The sequence below is a fragment of the Pedobacter sp. GSP4 genome, from assembly GCF_051857575.1.
In the GTDB taxonomy this organism is placed as follows: Bacteria; Bacteroidota; Bacteroidia; order Sphingobacteriales; family Sphingobacteriaceae; genus Pedobacter.
On record NZ_JBPZIR010000005.1, the window covers coordinates 346,375 to 363,613 of the forward strand.

General features: G+C 39.9%; 15 protein-coding genes. 8 read left to right on the forward strand and 7 right to left on the reverse strand.

Annotated elements, in window-relative coordinates; genetic code table 11:
• Positions 1-130 precede the first annotated feature (130 nt).
• Together ACS5PU_RS15535 and eat are read right to left on the reverse strand one after the other, a co-directional pair.
• Entirely contained in the window at positions 131-1,492 is a 1,362-nt protein-coding gene (locus ACS5PU_RS15535) for a glutamine synthetase family protein (protein WP_439460071.1), read from the reverse strand.
• Positions 1,492-2,805 (reverse strand): ethanolamine permease, encoded by a 1,314-nt coding sequence (gene eat / locus ACS5PU_RS15540; RefSeq protein ID WP_439460072.1) that lies wholly within the window; start codon positions 2,803-2,805, stop codon positions 1,492-1,494. The genes ACS5PU_RS15535 and eat overlap by 1 nt, the downstream gene beginning before the upstream one ends.
• 289 nt (positions 2,806-3,094) lie before the next feature.
• On the opposite strand from eat, the gene ACS5PU_RS15545 reads away from it, so the two are divergent.
• On the forward strand, positions 3,095-5,167 hold the full coding sequence (locus tag ACS5PU_RS15545) for a M48 family metalloprotease (protein ID WP_439460073.1): 2,073 nt from the start codon (positions 3,095-3,097) through the stop codon (positions 5,165-5,167).
• 106 nt (positions 5,168-5,273) lie between these two features.
• On the opposite strand, the gene yiaA is transcribed toward ACS5PU_RS15545, so the two are convergent.
• Complete coding sequence (gene yiaA / locus ACS5PU_RS15550) at positions 5,274-5,681, reverse strand: inner membrane protein YiaA (RefSeq protein WP_439460074.1); 408 nt, start codon at positions 5,679-5,681, stop codon at positions 5,274-5,276.
• A 153-nt stretch (positions 5,682-5,834) separates the two neighbouring features.
• On the opposite strand from yiaA, the gene ACS5PU_RS15555 reads away from it, so the two are divergent.
• Complete coding sequence (locus ACS5PU_RS15555) at positions 5,835-7,325, forward strand: NAD(P)H-hydrate dehydratase (protein WP_439460075.1); 1,491 nt, start codon at positions 5,835-5,837, stop codon at positions 7,323-7,325.
• Positions 7,326-7,457: 132 nt separating this feature from the next.
• Complete coding sequence (locus ACS5PU_RS15560; RefSeq protein WP_439460076.1) at positions 7,458-8,159, forward strand: AIM24 family protein; 702 nt, start codon at positions 7,458-7,460, stop codon at positions 8,157-8,159.
• A gap of 221 nt (positions 8,160-8,380) precedes the next feature.
• Here the strand turns inward: ACS5PU_RS15560 and ACS5PU_RS15565 are convergent, their stop codons facing one another.
• The 3 genes from ACS5PU_RS15565 to lipA all read right to left on the reverse strand — a co-directional run bounded on the left by ACS5PU_RS15565 (position 8,381) and on the right by lipA (position 10,799).
• Entirely contained in the window at positions 8,381-9,238 is an 858-nt protein-coding gene (locus ACS5PU_RS15565) for an anti-sigma factor (protein WP_439460077.1), read from the reverse strand.
• 2 nt (positions 9,239-9,240) lie between these two features.
• Positions 9,241-9,792, reverse strand: a complete 552-nt coding sequence (locus tag ACS5PU_RS15570) for an RNA polymerase sigma factor (protein WP_439460078.1) — start codon at positions 9,790-9,792, stop codon at positions 9,241-9,243.
• Positions 9,793-9,905: 113 nt separating this feature from the next.
• Positions 9,906-10,799: a lipoyl synthase gene (gene lipA, locus ACS5PU_RS15575; RefSeq protein ID WP_439460079.1), complete on the reverse strand. Its 894-nt coding sequence runs from the start codon at positions 10,797-10,799 to the stop codon at positions 9,906-9,908.
• A 423-nt stretch (positions 10,800-11,222) separates the two neighbouring features.
• On the opposite strand from lipA, the gene cysS reads away from it, so the two are divergent.
• The 5 genes from cysS to ACS5PU_RS15600 all read left to right on the forward strand — a co-directional run bounded on the left by cysS (position 11,223) and on the right by ACS5PU_RS15600 (position 16,568).
• Complete coding sequence (cysS, locus tag ACS5PU_RS15580) at positions 11,223-12,683, forward strand: cysteine--tRNA ligase (RefSeq protein WP_439460080.1); 1,461 nt, start codon at positions 11,223-11,225, stop codon at positions 12,681-12,683.
• A gap of 238 nt (positions 12,684-12,921) precedes the next feature.
• On the forward strand, positions 12,922-13,311 hold the full coding sequence (locus ACS5PU_RS15585; protein ID WP_439460081.1) for an endonuclease domain-containing protein: 390 nt from the start codon (positions 12,922-12,924) through the stop codon (positions 13,309-13,311).
• Between the two features lie 323 nt (positions 13,312-13,634).
• Positions 13,635-14,615, forward strand: a complete 981-nt coding sequence (locus tag ACS5PU_RS15590) for a M28 family peptidase (protein ID WP_439460082.1) — start codon at positions 13,635-13,637, stop codon at positions 14,613-14,615.
• 87 nt (positions 14,616-14,702) lie between these two features.
• On the forward strand, positions 14,703-15,560 hold the full coding sequence (locus tag ACS5PU_RS15595; RefSeq protein WP_439460083.1) for a nuclear transport factor 2 family protein: 858 nt from the start codon (positions 14,703-14,705) through the stop codon (positions 15,558-15,560).
• A gap of 120 nt (positions 15,561-15,680) precedes the next feature.
• On the forward strand, positions 15,681-16,568 hold the full coding sequence (locus ACS5PU_RS15600) for a glycerophosphodiester phosphodiesterase family protein (RefSeq protein WP_439460084.1): 888 nt from the start codon (positions 15,681-15,683) through the stop codon (positions 16,566-16,568).
• 122 nt (positions 16,569-16,690) lie between these two features.
• Here ACS5PU_RS15600 and ACS5PU_RS15605 read toward each other — a convergent pair whose 3' ends face one another.
• Positions 16,691-16,882, reverse strand: coding sequence for a hypothetical protein (locus ACS5PU_RS15605; RefSeq protein ID WP_439460085.1), 192 nt, complete (start codon positions 16,880-16,882; stop codon positions 16,691-16,693).
• Between the last annotated feature and the right edge of the window lie 357 nt (positions 16,883-17,239).

Here is a 17,239-nt window from a genome sequence, read left to right on the forward strand (position 1 = left end):
TTAAATGCTTTAGGTGACGAATAACTTTAGCATGTTTTATTTTTTTACCACCTGATACACCTGAGCGCATCTAAGTTTAGTTGTAGTCTGTAATAGGTTTTGGGCTTATGTTAGCATGATGGTTCTATAATTAAATAATCTCCAGATATCTTTTCAGCTCCCAATCGGTTACTACTTTGGCATATTGTTTACATTCCCATTCGCGGGTCATGGTAAAATGATCAACGAAATCTGCCCCCAATAATGTTTTGGCTAGATCAGAATTTTTCATCTGTTGTGTTGCCTCAAATAAATTTCGGGATAATACGCCATTCGAAAAATCGGTATATCCATTTCCTTTGGTGAGTGGCTGTTCGAGTGTAAGTTTGTTTTTAACCCCATACAATCCGGCCGCCAAACAGGCCGAAATTGCCAGATAAGGATTGGTATCTGAGCCTACTATCCTGGTTTCTAAGCGCGAAGCCTTTTGGCTTCCAGGCAAGGCCCGTAAAGCCGTTGTACGGTTATCAATGCCCCAGGTAACTGTAGTTGGGGCCCAGGCACCTTCAACTAAGCGCTTGTAACTATTAATGGTTGGGGCAATCATAGGTAAAATGTGTGGCAGGCAATGAAGTTGACCCGCAATATAGCTTTTCATGATTTCGCTCATCTTGTACGGATCTTTTTCATCGTAAAAAAGATTATTCTTGCTGCTGCTGTCCCACAAACTTTGGTGAACATGCCCACTGCAGCCAGGCAGGTTCTCGTTTATTTTGGCCATAAATGTGGCCAGTATGCCATGTTTGTAGGCAATTTCTTTTACGGCCGTTTTAAATAATATGGCCTGATCGGCAGCTTGAAGGGCAGGAGCATATTTGATGGCCGCCTCGTAAACCCCCGGACCGGTTTCGGTATGTAAACCTTCTATGGGGATATCGAATTTGGTGAGCAGTTCGAACAGATCGCTCATAAATTCATTTTTATAGGTGCTCCTTAAAATCGAATAGCCAAACATACCCGGGCTTAGCGGTTTTAAGTTGGCAAAACTTTTTTCGTAAATGGTATCTGGTGTTTCAGAAAAGTTAAACCATTCGAATTCCTGTGCAAAAATTGGGGCATAGCCTGCCTGTTCACACTGGTTGATCAGCTTTTTGAGCAATTGCCTTGGGCAAACAAAATTGGCAAGGTTATCATCGTTAATAAAGTCGCCTAAAAAGAAGGGTACATCATTTTCCCAGGGAATTTTTCTGAAGGTGGTGATATCGATTTTAACCTGTGCATCGGGGTAACCGGTGTGCCATCCGGTGTATTTTCCGTTTTCGTAGGCCAGGTCGGCAGCATCCCAACCAAAAGTAACATCGCAAAAGCCTAAACGGCCTTCAATTAATGAGGCAAACTTTTCGGCAGCTACATATTTCCCTCTTAAAACGCCATCTATATCGGCAACGGCCAACTTTACTTTGCCCGAGGGGTGGTTCTTTACATAATCCAGAATTTCTTTGCTTGTACTCATTAATTTGCCTTTTTAAAAAGTTTATATAGAAGAAATATGCCCAAAACAATGCTCGAATAAATTAAACCTAATTTAAGATTATAAATCAGCATCGCGATAAAGGAAACACAAGAAATTATTAACGCAATAATGGGGAACAGAGGGTAAATTGGTGTTTTAAACGGGCGCGCCATTTCGGGCCTGCTTTTGCGGAGCACCATTACCGAAACCATGGAAATGATATACAGTGTGAGTGCCCCGAATACAGAAATAACAATAATTTCTGCGGTTTTACCTGATAAAAGGGCTACAATTCCGATAACCATATTGCCAATTAAAGCATTTGCCGGTGTTTGAAATTTCGGCGATATTTTACCCAATATGGCAGGGATACTTTTTACCCTTCCCATCTCGTAGGTAGAGCGGCCGGCAGCCAATACCAGCCCATGGAAAGAGGCCACTAAGCCAAACAAGCCTACAGTAATCAGTAAATGATACATTAAATTGTTATCTCCGGTAATCATCGAAAGGGCCAGCGGCAGGGGAGAATCGGATGTTTCGCCTAACTTTCCATTTTTATAAACAATGGCTTCCCAGCCTCCAATACCAATTGTTGAAATGAAAACCAGTACACATAACACCACTAAAGTAAATATGCCCCAACCAAAACCTTTGCTAATATCGCGCTGAGGGTTTTTGGTTTCTTCGGCCACATTGGCTACGCCTTCAATCCCCAGGAAAAACCAGATGGCAAAGGGGATGGCCGCAAATACACCGCTCCAGCCGTTGGGAAAATTATTGTGCACCAGGTTTTCTGTCTGAAATTTCGGCAGCGTAATGCCCGAGAAAAGCAGCAGTTCGGCCACGGCCAAAATGGTTATAACAACTTCAAACGATGCTGCAGCTTTTACACCATATACATTTAAGGCCGTAAAAATAAAATAAACGGCAATGGCGCTGGTAAGAATGGGCACCTGAGGGAAAAAAGCATTAAAATAAGCGCCTATAGCGAAAGCAATGGCAGGGGGCGCAAATATAAACTCTACCATTTGTGCAATGCCTGCAATAAAACCCATGTTTTGGCCCAAAGCTGTATTGGCATAATCGAAAACGCCACCGGCCTTGGGTATGGCACAGGCCAGTTCGGCATAACTGAAGCTAAAGGTAATATACATGGCCATGATGGCAACAGTTGCAATGGCCATGCCCAAGGTACCACCTTTTTCCAGCCCTAAATTCCAGCCGAAATACATTCCTGAAATTACGTACCCAACACCTAGTCCCCATAACATAAATGGAGTAAGGGTTTTCTTTAAGCCATTCGTATCTGCCATACTAAGATTTTATCATTAAGTAAAATAGACCAATAATCAATCTGCTCGGAAATTATAATCTACTCGGTATCGGCCGTTTAAATTAGTGATTTTTTTTATGCTTATCTTAAATTAATCAAGTAGTTAGAAGCATAAAATGCAGTTAAAGAAATATTGTTAATTTGAATGATAGCTGTTGGTATTTAAATTACCGTAAGGGGAGGATTGGAATTAATAAACTCGTATTTTTTAAAAAAGGCCTTTTAGGCAAATGGCTGTTTTGGTATCTTGCGTTACCAAACATTATTTTATGCTAGAAAACGCACTCAAGCCATCCGATAATTTTAAAAAGATGGCTGCAAAGTCGGTACAGGCTATTGGCTTGTTTATCGCAACCTACACTATTCTTGTCATTTTCACCACAATATTAACGGCAACATGTTGTTACCTAGGGATTAAGCTCATGGAGTATGTGCATTCAACTATCACCTTTATTTTTGGTATTGGATTAATCGGTTTTGGTTTTATGATCCTGTTTTTCCTGATCAAATTTGTTTTTAAAAGCAATAAGGTAGATAGGTCACATCTATTGGAGATTACTAGGGATAGTCAACCTGGTATCTTTAAAATAATCGATGAAATTGTTTCAACGGTAAAGACTGACTTCCCCAAAAAAGTTTACTTATCCAGCGAGGTGAATGCTTCTGTTTTTTACGATTCGAACTTTTGGAGCATGTTTTTTCCGGTACGTAAGAATCTTACGATTGGATTCGGACTTATCAATACCACAACAGCTAATGAACTGCGGGCCATATTGGCCCATGAATTTGGCCATTTCTCGCAAAGGAGTATGAAAGTTGGTATTTATGTTTACCAGTTTAACAAAGTGATACACGACATGCTTTACGATAATGAAAGCTATGATAAAGTAACCCGTGGCATCGCCGGTGCCAGCTCGTACATTGGGATTTTTGTTCTGGTTTCGGATAAGATAATTGGCCTTATGCAGCAGATACTGGTGCGGGTATACCAGATTTTAAGTGCCAGTTATAGCAAGCTTTCGCACGAAATGGAATTCCATGCAGATGCCGTTGCTGCGGTAACCGTTGGTTCCAAACCCCTTGTTGATTCGTTGTTGCGCATGCAGCTGGCAAGCCACGCTATAGATGTGGTTTGTAGTTATTATGAAAGAAAAATTGATGATTGTGTTACCGCGGAAAATATTTTTCCAAACCAGATTTTGGTGATGGATTTTTTAGCCAAAAGAAATAAAATGCCTTTCGAAAACGGATTTCCGCAGGTAAGTATTGGTTATTACAACCGATTCAATAAATCAAAAATATCATTTAGCAACCAATATACCTCTCATCCTGAAACCGAAGAACGGATTGACAGGCTAAACCAGCTGGGTGTAGCAGTTATTGAGCCGCATGATGGTAGGGCGATTAGTCTTCTTATTGATCAGGAAAAGATAGCTGAAAAACTGACTGCCCAGATATTTCAAAATGCGGTTTACCAAGAAAAACCAATTGTACAGGATTTAAGCAGTTTTGAGGCGGATTTTTTGAAAGAAAATGACCAGAATTCCTATCCTCAGGTTTTTAATGGCTATTTTGATTATAGAAATCCATATAGTCAGTTCAAACCTGATGTTTTTGAGCAGCCCACCATTTCTTCTGAATTAAGCGTTGAGGCATTTTTTGATGATAGCAACTTAAGTGTGATGTATGAACTCAATGCCCTAGAATCAGATCTGGCTACTATTGAGCATATAGATTCGCAGGTAATCAACGTTAAAACATTTAACTACGATGGTAAAAAATATTCGCTGGCCGATTGCAGGGCAATGATCGACTATCTGAAGGCCGAAATAAACACTAAGAATGAAGAATTGGCCAAGCTCGACAATAAGATTTTTGAATATTTTAGGTTTTTATCTGAAGAAAATCAATCGGGCCCAATCTATAAGGCACTCGCGATAAAATATAAACAGGTAATTGAAGAATTTTCTGTGCAGCAAATTGTTTATGCTGATCTGGCAAATGCAACCAGATTTATGCACACATCGGCATCAAAAGAAGTAATTAAGCGAAAGATGGTTGTGGTTAAAAATGAGGAAAAAAAATTTAAGGATCAGCTAGCAGATATACTACAGAATGAAGATTATACAGATTTAATCAGTGCAGAATTCAAGCTAAAACTTGAAGATTACCTGAAGTACAATTATAAATATTTCGGGGCTGATCTTTACTTTGACGAAGAACTAAAAGAACTCTTTTTCGCCATGAACTGCTTTGCCGGTATTATTTCTGAAAGACATTTTCTGGCCAAGAAAGAACTTCTATCATTTAATGCAACATTGGCTAACCCGGTATTTAGCTAGATAAATGGGGCTGTATCACAATTGAAGAAAGTCGGCTTGAGACTCACGATGAAAAATCGGGGCAGGTAGTTGAAGGACTTATTCATGCTGATACAGCCGCTAAATTTTATTCTGAACCGCGGTTTTTATTCACTATCTGGCTGTCTCTTGTGTTCTTCTGCACCGTTATGGCACCAAAAAGAGAGAGTAGAAAAGCAAAAGCATAAAAACCTTTTTCACTTGGTAAAAGTGTGGCATTCCACAAACCGATTACCAGTAAAGTAATGGTTAGCAGTGTAGAAAACCAGCTTAAACCATAATAAATTTCAGTTACCGGAATACCTTCCAGTTTATCGCGTACAGCTTTTTGTAAGGAGATTACCGCAAAGAGGCCAAACATCAGTACGGTAAAATAGTATCCTTTTTCGTTGAGGAGCATATCAGAACGCCACAGGCCTACAATAAAGCCGATCATTCCAATGCCCAATGCAATCCAGGCCGCAGCCACAAATGCATTTGATGGTTTTTGATTCATTAGTTTAGAGTTTAATTTAATTCATTAGAAAACGTTAAAGCTTTGCAAAAGGTATATGAGCTTAAAGATATAAATGATACGGTAGGTTTACATATTCTGGCCAAACAATAGCACCGAAAAATTTATTATAGCTAAAAACTTTATATTAGTAATATGCAAACATTGCTTACCGCTGCCCAAATGCGTAGCGCAGATCAGTTTACCATAGCCAATAAACCCATTGCATCTATCGATTTGATGGAAAAGGCTGCCCGTGCTTTTGTGCAGTGTTTTTTAAAAGATGAATTCGATACCAATAAAAGCATTGCTATTTTTTGTGGAAAAGGCAATAATGGCGGCGATGGACTGGCCATTGCCCATCTCTTGTTGGCCAATGGATACGATAACATTAAGGTTTATATCGTTAATTTTGGTGATAAACAAAGCAGTGATTTTGCCATAAACCTGCAGCGTTTAGACGAATCGCGCTGTAAAAAGGCTGTAATCGATAAGCCGGTTAATTTAAAAAATATTAAGCCAGATTTAATTATAGATGCCATTTTAGGCTCGGGCTTAAATAAACCCCTGACCGGTGATTATGCCGAACTGGCTTTATACATCAATAGATTAAATAAAAAAGTATACGCTGTAGATGTACCTACGGGTTTCTTTGCAGAGGGTAGCTTAACCAAAAATTATAATGGAGTAAGGGCTTATAAAACCATTTGTTTTCAGCGGCCAAAAATTAACTTTTTCTTTCCCGAATCTATTGAAGCTACTGAAAAGTTTGAGGTAGTGGACATTGAGCTCGACGAAAAATTTATTCAGGCGCAGGAGACAGATTTTTACTTTAGCGAAGAAAGTGATATCCGCAGGATTTTAAATATACGGAAGTTATTTAGCCATAAGGGAACCTATGGGCATGCCTTAATTATCGCCGGAAATACAAATACCATGGGGGCAGCCCTGCTTGCATCAATGGCCTGCCTGCACACAGGCGCTGGTCTGGTTTCTGCCTGCATCCATCAAGGTGGGTTAACCGCATTAAATACAGCCCTGCCTGAGGTTATGGCACTAACACGGGATGAATATACCAGAATTGAAAATCCCTCAAAATATCAGGCTATCGCAATAGGTCCGGGATTGGGCATCAGCTCAGAAAATGAAAGGTTATTGGAAAGTCTGATTATGGTTAATAAAGCATTGATCATTGATGCAGACGCCCTGAATATCCTATCAGAAAGGCCCGATCTGATTGAAAAACTTGCCAAAAACACTATCCTAACCCCGCATGTTAAAGAGTTTGATAGGCTGTTCGGTGAGCATGATAATTGGTGGGATAGGGTACAAACAGCAAAAAAATATGCGCAAAAGCTTCAGATTGTGGTTGTACTTAAAAACCAATATACTTTTGTATGCCTGCCTAACGGAAAAGTAATGATCAACCCAACAGGTAACCCGGCAATGGCCCAAGGAGGCATGGGCGATGCTTTAACGGGGGTTATTTCTGGCTTGGTAGCACAAAAATACAGCTCAGCTGATGCAGCCGTGGCAGCTTGTTTTATCCATGGAAAAACCGGCGACGACTTATCGGACCAAAATTATGTGGTTACGGCATCACAGGTGGCTACAGGTATTTCTAAAGAAATAAAGGCATTGCTTTAATAATTCGGAAAACACTGCGGCGCCAACAGATGTGAATAAATTAAACTAATCTTTTAGTGGATTGTTTTTCGTCAGTAGATAATATTATTTAATTTAAGGCTGAAAACGGAAACTTAAAAGAAAAACTAAATTATGGCACAGAAAGAATACACGCTGAATGAACTCATTCAGGAATCTGCAGAAAATCCACAGGAAAACGATTTTTTTGAACTGGAAAAACCTGCTTTACTGGAGGTGAATCTCAAAAACCAAAAAATCCTGGCTAAGGCAGGTTCAATGGTAGCCTACATCGGGAATATCGATTTTAAACGGGAAGGTTTGTTGAGCAAAGGTTTAGGTGGATTGCTCAAGAAAGCCATATCAGGCGAGGGTACATCACTTATGCATGCGGCCGGAAGCGGGAAGTTATACCTGGCTGATGAGGGAAAGAAGGTGAAGATCATTAAACTGCAAAATGAATCGGTTTTTGTAAATGGAAACGATGTATTGGCTTTGGAAGAAAATATTAAAAATGAAATTAAGATGCTGAAAAGCATTGCTGGAATGATGAGTGGCGGCCTGTTTCAGGTAAAACTATCTGGCAGCGGCTACATTGCCATTACCACGCACGGAGAACCGATTTTGTTGAGGGTTACGGCCAACCAACCTGTATATACCGATCCTAATGCTACCGTAGCCTGGTCAGAAAACCTATCTCCCAATATTAAAACAAATTTAACTTTTGGTTCTTTTATCGGAAGGGGAAGCGGTGAATCTTTTCAGCTCGAGTTTTTTGGCGAAGGCTGGGTTTTGGTACAACCTTATGAAGAGGTGAAATATGCTGCGAAATCTTAAATGATGTTTTGGTTTATGGAGAGGCGAACCACGGTACCAGTGAATGCGCAGGTCAGTCATGCTGATCCGATTCTATCCGATTTATTTCAGCATCGTTATTGCATTTTTAAGGCCCTGATCCCGATGTTAATCAGGACATAGTGACGACTCATGGGTACAAAACAAAAATCCCGGCATTGATAAAATGCCGGGATTTAATGTATCTACTAATTTTTTATCTATTATACACCGCCCATTACGGTTAATTTCTCCATTGTTGGGTTAATACTTCCGCCAGTAGGTTCTAAGGTTACCGCAAATGCCTGTGCTTCTTGAATGGTCTGCATTTTAACCAAAGCCTCGTTAGAAGTCGAATCTGTTTTTCCGAAAACACCTAAACTTACCGGCTTGCCATTTACTAAGGCCCATAATTGGTACTCATGTGCTGCATCTGTTTTCGGCAGATCCATGGCAACATAGTTAATGAGTACGCTCTTATCTTTTTTGTTCCAGTATACTTTCATTTTAGAAGCTGGGCTAAAGGCCTGTCCTTCCATTCTAATGGTTGCCCACTCTTTGCTATCGGCCATGGCTGCCATATTGCCCAAGCCTTGGTTCTCAAACTCCAGTTTGCTCACTATTCCGGCAAACTTTTGTTTATCAAGGTTTAAACTGGCAATTTGGTCGTGCGCTGCATTCAGTTTATTATAAGTAATAAACAAAGCAGCTGTACTTACAACCAGTAAAGCTATACAAGCAACCAATGCGTAACGCAAAGTTCTCACTTTGGCATCGCTACCATCTAAACGTATAATTTTGGGTTCTTCAGTATAAATTGGCTCGGGTTTAATGTCCACTACCTCTTCTACTTCACTTAAGCCCAATTTTTCAAATAATCTTGTTTCTACATCTGCAGATGGTTCTACAGCATTTTGCATTGCATATTGCTCCATAGCTTGCTCAATGGCTGCTATTTCATCTCTAACCTCAGGGTTTTGAGATGCCATTTCCTCAACCTGCAGCGTTTCCTCTGGTGATAAATCACCTAAAACGTACAGCTCAAGTACTCCAGATTCGATATATGCTTTTAAATTTTCCACGCTCAATTAAAATTCCTTCTCAATTCAATAATAGCCAGCCGGATGCGGGTTTTCACCGTACCTAATGGCAGATCTAACTTTTCAGCGGCTTCTACATGCGTAAAGCCTTTGTAATAAACTAAATCAAGAACGGCTTGTAAATCTGGTTTAAGGTTCTCTACAAGTTGCTTAACACCAAGAACATCCGGATTAAATGTAACCTTGTTTTGTTCATCAACGAAACTTACGTTATTTTCAATATCTTGGTTTTTGAGAGAATTCTTAAAATCTTTAGATCGGAGCTTATCAATTGATAAATTGCGGGCAATATTCATCATCCAGGTAAACAAACGTCCTTTCGTATTATCGTAATGTTCTGCTGACTGCCAAATTTTTACGAAGGTTTCCTGCAGCACATCTTCAGCAAGTTCGGTATGGGTAATAATGCGTGAAATAACCCCGTACAGCGCCGAAGAATACATACTGTACAGTGTTTTTAGTACCGCAGCATCTTTCGATTGCAGTGCTAGAACAAGTTCAGGCTCGGTTAGGGTTAATTTTTTTAATGCAGTCACGTGGTTACTAAGTTACAATACAGAACATAAAAAGCAAAAAAATGTTTTAGAAAATCACTCTGTTTTGGAGTAAGGTTTTTTAAACATTTTTAATTTTTGCCAAACCGCCCGGCTTAGGCAATTCCATCTATCGGGAAAAGATGTTTTTCTGCATGGTAAGATGAACGTACCAATGGGCCACTTTCTACATATTTTAACCCTTTGGCCAAGCCAACTTCTTTGTACATGGCAAAAGTATCGGGGTGTATCCAATCTACTACAGGGTGGTGGTTGCGTGTAGGCTGTAAGTATTGGCCCAAGGTTAGGATATGAACGCCATTGGCCACTAAATCGTCCATGGCTTCAAAAATATCTTCTTCGGTTTCACCCAATCCAAGCATAATACCTGTTTTGGTGCGTAATCCAAATTCAGAAATTCTTTTCAAAGCTTCTAAACTTCTATCGTATTTAGCCTGTATGCGCACTTGGCGGGTTAAACGCTTAACCGTTTCCATATTGTGCGAAACCACTTCTGGTCTTTCAGCTAAAACGCGGTATAAATTATCCCATTGGCCTTTAAAATCGGGAATCAATGTTTCTAAGGTTGTGATAGGACTTTCTCTGCGGATGGCCTGTAAGGTTTCGGCCCAGATAATTGATCCGCCATCTTTTAAGTCATCACGGTCTACCGAGGTAATTACGCAGTGTTTAACGCCCATTAGCTTTACCGAGTTGGCAACGCGGTTGGGTTCATCAACATCAACAGCCAATGGCCTGCCTGTAGCTACAGCACAGAAAGAGCAGCTGCGGGTACAGATGTTGCCTAAAATCATGAAGGTGGCTGTTCCGGCACCCCAACATTCGCCCATGTTCGGGCAATTACCGCTTTCGCAGATGGTATGGAGCTTATGCGTGTCTACTAAACTGCGAACTTGGGCATATTCTTTGCCAACAGGTAATTTTACACGTAACCAATCGGGTTTACGTTTAACTTCAGTTACAGCAGGTACTACCGGTAAATCAATCATGCTACAAAGTTAATGAATAGGATTGAAATGTTGCAATGTTGAAATGTTTGAGGGTTGTAATAATTGGGAAGGTTAATTTTTTAAATCGGTTAATCGGCGGCTTGCAGAGTCTTCTCTGGACAATAGCTAGGCCAACTTCGGAAGTATTTTGCACTAAAATAACCTATTTAAACCCTATTGAAGCGGCAGCTCCCGGTTTTTCAACCGGGACTACAGCGAAAAGAGGGACTGCTGTAACCGATAAGCACTACAGCACCTTTCCAAATAACAATCTAGCAAGGAAACAATAACTATGATACAATGCAGCAATATATTATATATTATAAGCATGCTGCCCGGCAGATAAATGTTAGCTAAAAATCATAAGCCAAACATTGCAACTTTAAACGTTCTAACTTTCTAACTAAATCTTACATTTGCAATATGAATACTGGCTTACAGCTTTATAATACGCTTTCACGTAAAAAAGAACTTTTTCAACCCCTAAATGCACCCAATGTTGGGATGTATGTTTGCGGACCTACTGTTTACAGCGATGTGCACCTGGGCAATTGCCGTACATTTATATCTTTCGATTTAATTTTCAGGTACCTTAAATATGCCGGTTTTAAAGTGCGCTATGTGCGGAACATTACCGATGCAGGGCATTTGGAAGGAGATAGGGATGAAGGAGATGATAAATTTGCAAAACGCGCAAAATTAGAGCAGTTGGAGCCCATGGAAATTGTACAGAAGTATACTTTGGGTTTCCACGATGTAATGCGCATGTTTAATACCTTGCCACCAAGTATCGAACCTACGGCTACCGGTCATATCATCGAGCAGATAGAAATGATCAAAATTATAATAGCCAATGGTTATGGATATGAAATAGATGGCAACGTATATTTCGATGTAGAAAAATACAGCAAGGAATATAATTATACCATATTAACCAACCGCAATTTGGAAGACATGCTGAACAATACCCGCGAACTGGGTGGGCAGGATGAGAAGCGCGGAAGGCTCGATTTTGCTTTGTGGATAAAGGCCAAGCCAGAAACCCTAATGCAATGGCAATCGCCATGGGGAATGGGTTTCCCAGGCTGGCACATTGAATGTTCGGCAATGAGTGCCAAATATTTAGGTGCTGAATTTGATATTCATGGTGGTGGAATGGATTTGGCCGCCACACACCATACTAATGAAATTGCACAATCTGAAGCTTGCAGCCATAAACAACCTGCGCGTTACTGGATGCACACCAATATGCTAACGGTTAACGGAACGCGGATGTCGAAATCGGCAGGCAATGGTTTTTTACCTTTGGAGTTATTTACCGGCGATCACCCTCTGCTTAAAAAAGGTTATAGCCCGATGACGGTTAAATTTTTTATGCTGCAGGCGCACTACCGCAGTACTTTAGATTTCTCCAATGATGCGCTCGACGCTTCGGAAAAAGGATTTCGCCGTTTAATGGCTGCTATTAATCTTTTGGATAAACTATCGGTATCAGGTCAGAATGATTTTGATATCGATGCGTTGAAAGAGAAATGCATTACTGCAATGAATGATGATTTTAATAGTCCGATTTTAATTGCAGAGCTGTTTGAAGCCGTAAGGATTATCAACACCGTTTACGATGGTAAGGGAAAAATATCTGCCGAAGCCTTGGAGAAACTGAAAGTGTTGATCCACGATTTTGTATTTGGAATTTTGGGACTGAAGGATGAAGATGCCGGCAGCAATGATTTAAATGGGGTACTGGAAATGGTGATTAACCTCAGAACTGAAGCCAAAGCCAATAAAGATTACGCAACTTCTGACCGTATCCGCATCGGTTTACAGGAATTGGGTATTCAGCTTAAAGACGGCAAAGAAGGAACAACCTGGAGTAAGGCGTAGTGTTGCAACTTGGAGCTTAGCTTTAATTTGCTATTTCTCTTTTGAACGGACAGTGGATAAGTAGATTACGCAGAAATTAATGCTTTGCGTTTTGAAAGTTTGTAGAAATCCGTCGCCTTTGAAGGGGGCAGGGGGATGAGTTGATTGCTGAGATATAATTTTTTTGCATTATAACTGTCTGCCAAAATCTTTCCCCCTTCGAAAGGGGCAGGGGGATGAAATGATAGCTATTAATACTATGGATAACAACCATTATAACCGAAAATTAAAACCCTTTGCCAGGGCTCATAGAAATGATAGTACCAAGGCGGAGATCAGATTGTGGTGTGAGTTGTTGCGAAATAAAAAAATGCTGGGTTATCCCTTTTTAAGACAGCGGCCAATTGAGCATTACATTGTTGATTTCTTCTCGAAGGATTTGAAATTAATAATTGAGGTTGATGGACTTACGCATGATTGGGATGGACAATTTGAGAAAGATAAAGCACGGGAGCTGGTTTTGACCAGATTGGGTTTTCATATCTTACGCTTCAATGATGATGAGGTAATGCAAGATATTGAAAATGTGAATAGGACGATTCAAAATTACATTGAAGAGTGGGAAAAGGAGCATCCTGGGAAGAGATAATTTAAGTGGCTGCCTCATCCCCCTTGCCCCCTTCAAAGGGGGACATGTTAATCGCAAGTAAACAGATTTTTGCATTATAAATATTTACAAAAAACTGTTTCTTTTGAAATTTAGTGGCTATTGAGTAGGATGGTGGAAGTAAGCTTTTAACAATTAGTGCCTGCCAAAATGTTTCCTGCTTTGAGGAGAACAGGCGTAATGGGATTACGCAGAAATTAATGCTTTGCGTTTTGAAAATCTGCGGAAATCCGTCGCCTTTGAAGGGGCAGGGGGATGACAAAGCAAGAATTTTAGGTTTAAACAATTTTCCCTTACAATAAACTATGAATAAAAAAATTTTAATACTGCCTTTGCTTGCGCTGATCGGCCTGGAGGCCTGCCAGAATAAAACAGGGCAGCCAACCAATGAAGGAGAAGAAAAGGCAGTGCAATTATCAGCTCCTGATTTTAATGCCGACAGTGCCTATACCTATACCAAGGCCCAGGTAGATTTCGGGCCGCGTATTCCAGGTACACCTGCACACCAGAAATGTGCCGATTATCTGGTGGCCAAGCTCAAATCTTATGGTGCAGAAGTTAAAATACAGGGCGGAAAAACCACAACCTATGATGGGAAGCAATTTCAGCTGAAAAATATAATTGCAGTTTTTAATCCGGCACAAAAAAATAGGGTTTTAATCAGCGCACATTGGGATGCCAGGCCTTTTTCTGATCAGGATACCGATCCTGTAAACCATGCTAAAGCATTCGATGCTGCAAACGATGGAGCCAGTGGCGTGGCAGTAATTTTAGAAATGGCCCGCCAGATACAGCAGAAACAGCCCAATGTTGGCGTCGATTTTGTATTGTGGGACTTGGAAGACTATGGCAAGGCAAACGATGAAACTCCTGATGAAACCACTTGGTGCTTAGGTTCACAATATTGGAGCAAGCAGGCCATTGCCACAGGATACAAGGCTTTGTATGGCATTAACCTAGATATGGTAGGCGGTGGCAGCGCGCAGTTTACGCAAGATGAAATTTCACGTCAATCGGCGCCCGATGTAGTTAATAAGGTATGGGATATTGGTGCTGAGATTGGTTACGCCTCGTATTTTACCAAAATTCCGAGCGGCAGATTGGTTGATGATCATTTTTGGATGAACAAAGCTGGCGTTCCGTCTATCGATATTATCCATTACAATGATAACAGTGGCTTTTACATCAACTGGCATACCCAGCTCGATAATTTGGCAAATATTGATAAAAATACCTTAAAAGCTACCGGACAAACTGTTCTGGAAACCATTTACAGGGAAAAGTAATTTGATAATGTGCAATTGTTGATTACTTTTAAAACCATACATTAAAGAAAATTTTATATTCGCCAAACCATATATTTTAAAATACTAATGAAACAATTATTTTCAACTGCCATAGCTTCACTTTTGGCCATAAGCGCATTTGCGCAAAAAAGTGACGGAACAACCAAATCTTTAATAAATGCTGAAAAGGATTTTGCTAAATCGCTAGCTAAAAATGGAGATAAAGAAGCTTATTTAGAATATTCATCGGCAAATACTTTAGTGTTCAGGCCAAATCCGGTTAACGCTAAAACTTTTTATACAGGTAAAGAAAATAAGGAGAATGAGGTTTCTTGGACACCTAACCTGGCCAAGGTTTCGCGCAGTGGAGATTTAGGTTTTAGCACTGGGCCCTACGAGATTGGAGCAACCGATAAAAAATACGGACAGTACCTGTCCATCTGGAAATCGGAAAACGGCAAATGGAAACTGGCCATCGATTTAGGAACGGAAAGCAACAAGCCATTGGCTAAAGTTACCCCGCAATTTGTTGAACCTAAAGACCATGTGGCCCCAAAATTCTTAAACGAAAAAGAAATCAAGGCTGGCAGGGAAATTATTTTAACTACCGAAAAAACTTTAAATACACTTTTAAAAACGCACGGTATTGCTGCATTTGGTGGCTTTTTAACCAACGATGCACGTTTACTTTTCCCAGGCAATGAAGCCATTGATGGAAAAGGAAAAATTATTTCATTCTATAATGGGATGATCAGTAAAATAAACCTGAAAACAACAGGCGTAGATAAGGCAATCGGCAGCGATTTAGCCTATACCTATGGCGTAGCTACTATTGATTACAAAGCCGATCTGCGCGAAAGTTTTAACTATGTTTTTGTATATGAAAAAGCTGCTGATGCCAGCTGGAACTTAATTGTTCAGGCATTTGTACCTGCTGAAAGATAGAACAACAAAATGTGAATTAAAGAGGGCTCTCCATAAAAAGAAAGCCCTTTTTTTATTTAGTTTTTGCACGCTCTATACTGATTGTTACCAATAAAATTGTTCATTTTACGTTTACAGTTCATGCATAAAAAATTACTTCTATCCGCTACTCTTATTTTACTGTTCTTAAATGTTTCTGCCCAGAAAAAGAAATTCGATATACAGGGCAAGGCTGGGGCACGCGGCATTATGCCCGAAAATACCATCGAAGGCATGTTAAAAGCACTTGATTTAGGTGTAACTACCCTAGAAATGGATGCCGTGATTTCTAAAGATAAAATGGTTGTACTCTCGCAAGAACCCTATTTTAATAACGAAATTTCTTTATTGCCCAACGGGAAACAGATTACGCTGAAAGACCAGAAAAAGTATAACATCTATAAAATGGACTACGAAGATGTTAAAAAGTTCGATGTTGGCAGCAAAGTTCACGACCGTTTTCCCGGACAGATGAAATTTAAAGCCTATAAACCCTTACTTTCTGAAACGATAGATGCCGTTGAAGCTTATGTAAAAGAGCATAAACTGGCCAAACCGGTTTACAGTATCGAAACCAAAACCATTAAAAATGGCGATAATGAATTCCACCCAGAACCAGCTGAATTTGTGGATCTGATTATGGAGGTGATCAATTCGAAAAAATTGGGAAAGCGGGTGATTATCGAATCGTTTGATATGCGTACACTTCAATACTTGCACGAAAAATACCCGAAGATACAAACTTCGCTATTGATTGATGAAAAGGAACCTTTTGAAGATTATATTGATAAACTAGGATTTAAACCTACCATTTACAGTCCATATTCGGTATTGGTTGGCAAAGGTTTGGTAGATCGTTGCCACGCTATGGGTATTAAAATCATCCCGTGGACTGTAAATACGGTTAAAGAACTTAAATATTTTATGGATTTAGGCGTAGACGGCGTAATAACCGATTTTCCGAATATTATGGGGCAAGTGGATAAATAGCCTTTCGGTCGGTGAAACACCTTACGAAATAAAGGAGTTGGCTGGTTGGTGTGAAACAACCATTAGAAACCAAAAAAGCGCTGATTTCAGCGCTTTTTTGGTTTCTACACTTAAGCTTATGCCTAGTGGTGCGATTCAGTAGCTTCTGTATGGTGTGCTTCAGTTTTTTCGTGTGAAGTACCTTCTTCAGCATGGTGGAAAATTGGTCTTGTGAAAGCCACAAGAAGGATTAAAACAATAATCCAAGCAGTTAATGGTAATGCCCAAATGCCTTTTGTTTGCTGAACTGGTGCATGTGTATCGTGAGCTGACATATCGAATATTTTTGATTTTAAAGATTTAATGCTTTGTAATTGTGCGGTAAAGATAACAACAAAATTAAAATAAAAAGATTAAACTGTCGATTTGTATTGGCGAAAGTACAGGACCAAAAGCCGTAAGCTTTTTAGCCCTGTAAATCATAAATCATGCTCTTGGTACTGTTCATTTTATTTTTGCTGCGGTTCTGATGCTCAGTCAAAACACTTTGCTCATCCTGTACGGCATTAAACAGATCAGCCACGATTACAAATCCCGACTAGCTCAAGGTTAGCAGAATTTTGCTTAATACGATCGTCATGCTGAACTTGTTTCAGCATTTTTACTGCTAACTAAATACTGCTAGGGTTCCT

Bases quoted from the DNA above. Each gene is read 5' to 3' on its own strand.
- ACS5PU_RS15605 (WP_439460085.1), bottom strand. From the start codon at position 16,882: ATGTCAGCTCACGATACACATGCACCAGTTCAGCAAACAAAAGGCATT.
- lipA (WP_439460079.1), bottom strand. From the start codon at position 10,799: ATGATTGATTTACCGGTAGTACCTGCTGTAACTGAAGTTAAACGTAAA.
- eat (WP_439460072.1), bottom strand. From the start codon at position 2,805: ATGGCAGATACGAATGGCTTAAAGAAAACCCTTACTCCATTTATGTTA.
- yiaA (WP_439460074.1), bottom strand. From the start codon at position 5,681: ATGAATCAAAAACCATCAAATGCATTTGTGGCTGCGGCCTGGATTGCA.
- ACS5PU_RS15590 (WP_439460082.1), top strand. From the start codon at position 13,635: ATGAATAAAAAAATTTTAATACTGCCTTTGCTTGCGCTGATCGGCCTG.
- ACS5PU_RS15595 (WP_439460083.1), top strand. From the start codon at position 14,703: ATGAAACAATTATTTTCAACTGCCATAGCTTCACTTTTGGCCATAAGC.
- ACS5PU_RS15585 (WP_439460081.1), top strand. From the start codon at position 12,922: ATGGATAACAACCATTATAACCGAAAATTAAAACCCTTTGCCAGGGCT.
- ACS5PU_RS15535 (WP_439460071.1), bottom strand. From the start codon at position 1,492: ATGAGTACAAGCAAAGAAATTCTGGATTATGTAAAGAACCACCCCTCG.
- ACS5PU_RS15560 (WP_439460076.1), top strand. From the start codon at position 7,458: ATGGCACAGAAAGAATACACGCTGAATGAACTCATTCAGGAATCTGCA.
- ACS5PU_RS15600 (WP_439460084.1), top strand. From the start codon at position 15,681: ATGCATAAAAAATTACTTCTATCCGCTACTCTTATTTTACTGTTCTTA.
- ACS5PU_RS15555 (WP_439460075.1), top strand. From the start codon at position 5,835: ATGCAAACATTGCTTACCGCTGCCCAAATGCGTAGCGCAGATCAGTTT.
- cysS (WP_439460080.1), top strand. From the start codon at position 11,223: ATGAATACTGGCTTACAGCTTTATAATACGCTTTCACGTAAAAAAGAA.
- ACS5PU_RS15545 (WP_439460073.1), top strand. From the start codon at position 3,095: ATGCTAGAAAACGCACTCAAGCCATCCGATAATTTTAAAAAGATGGCT.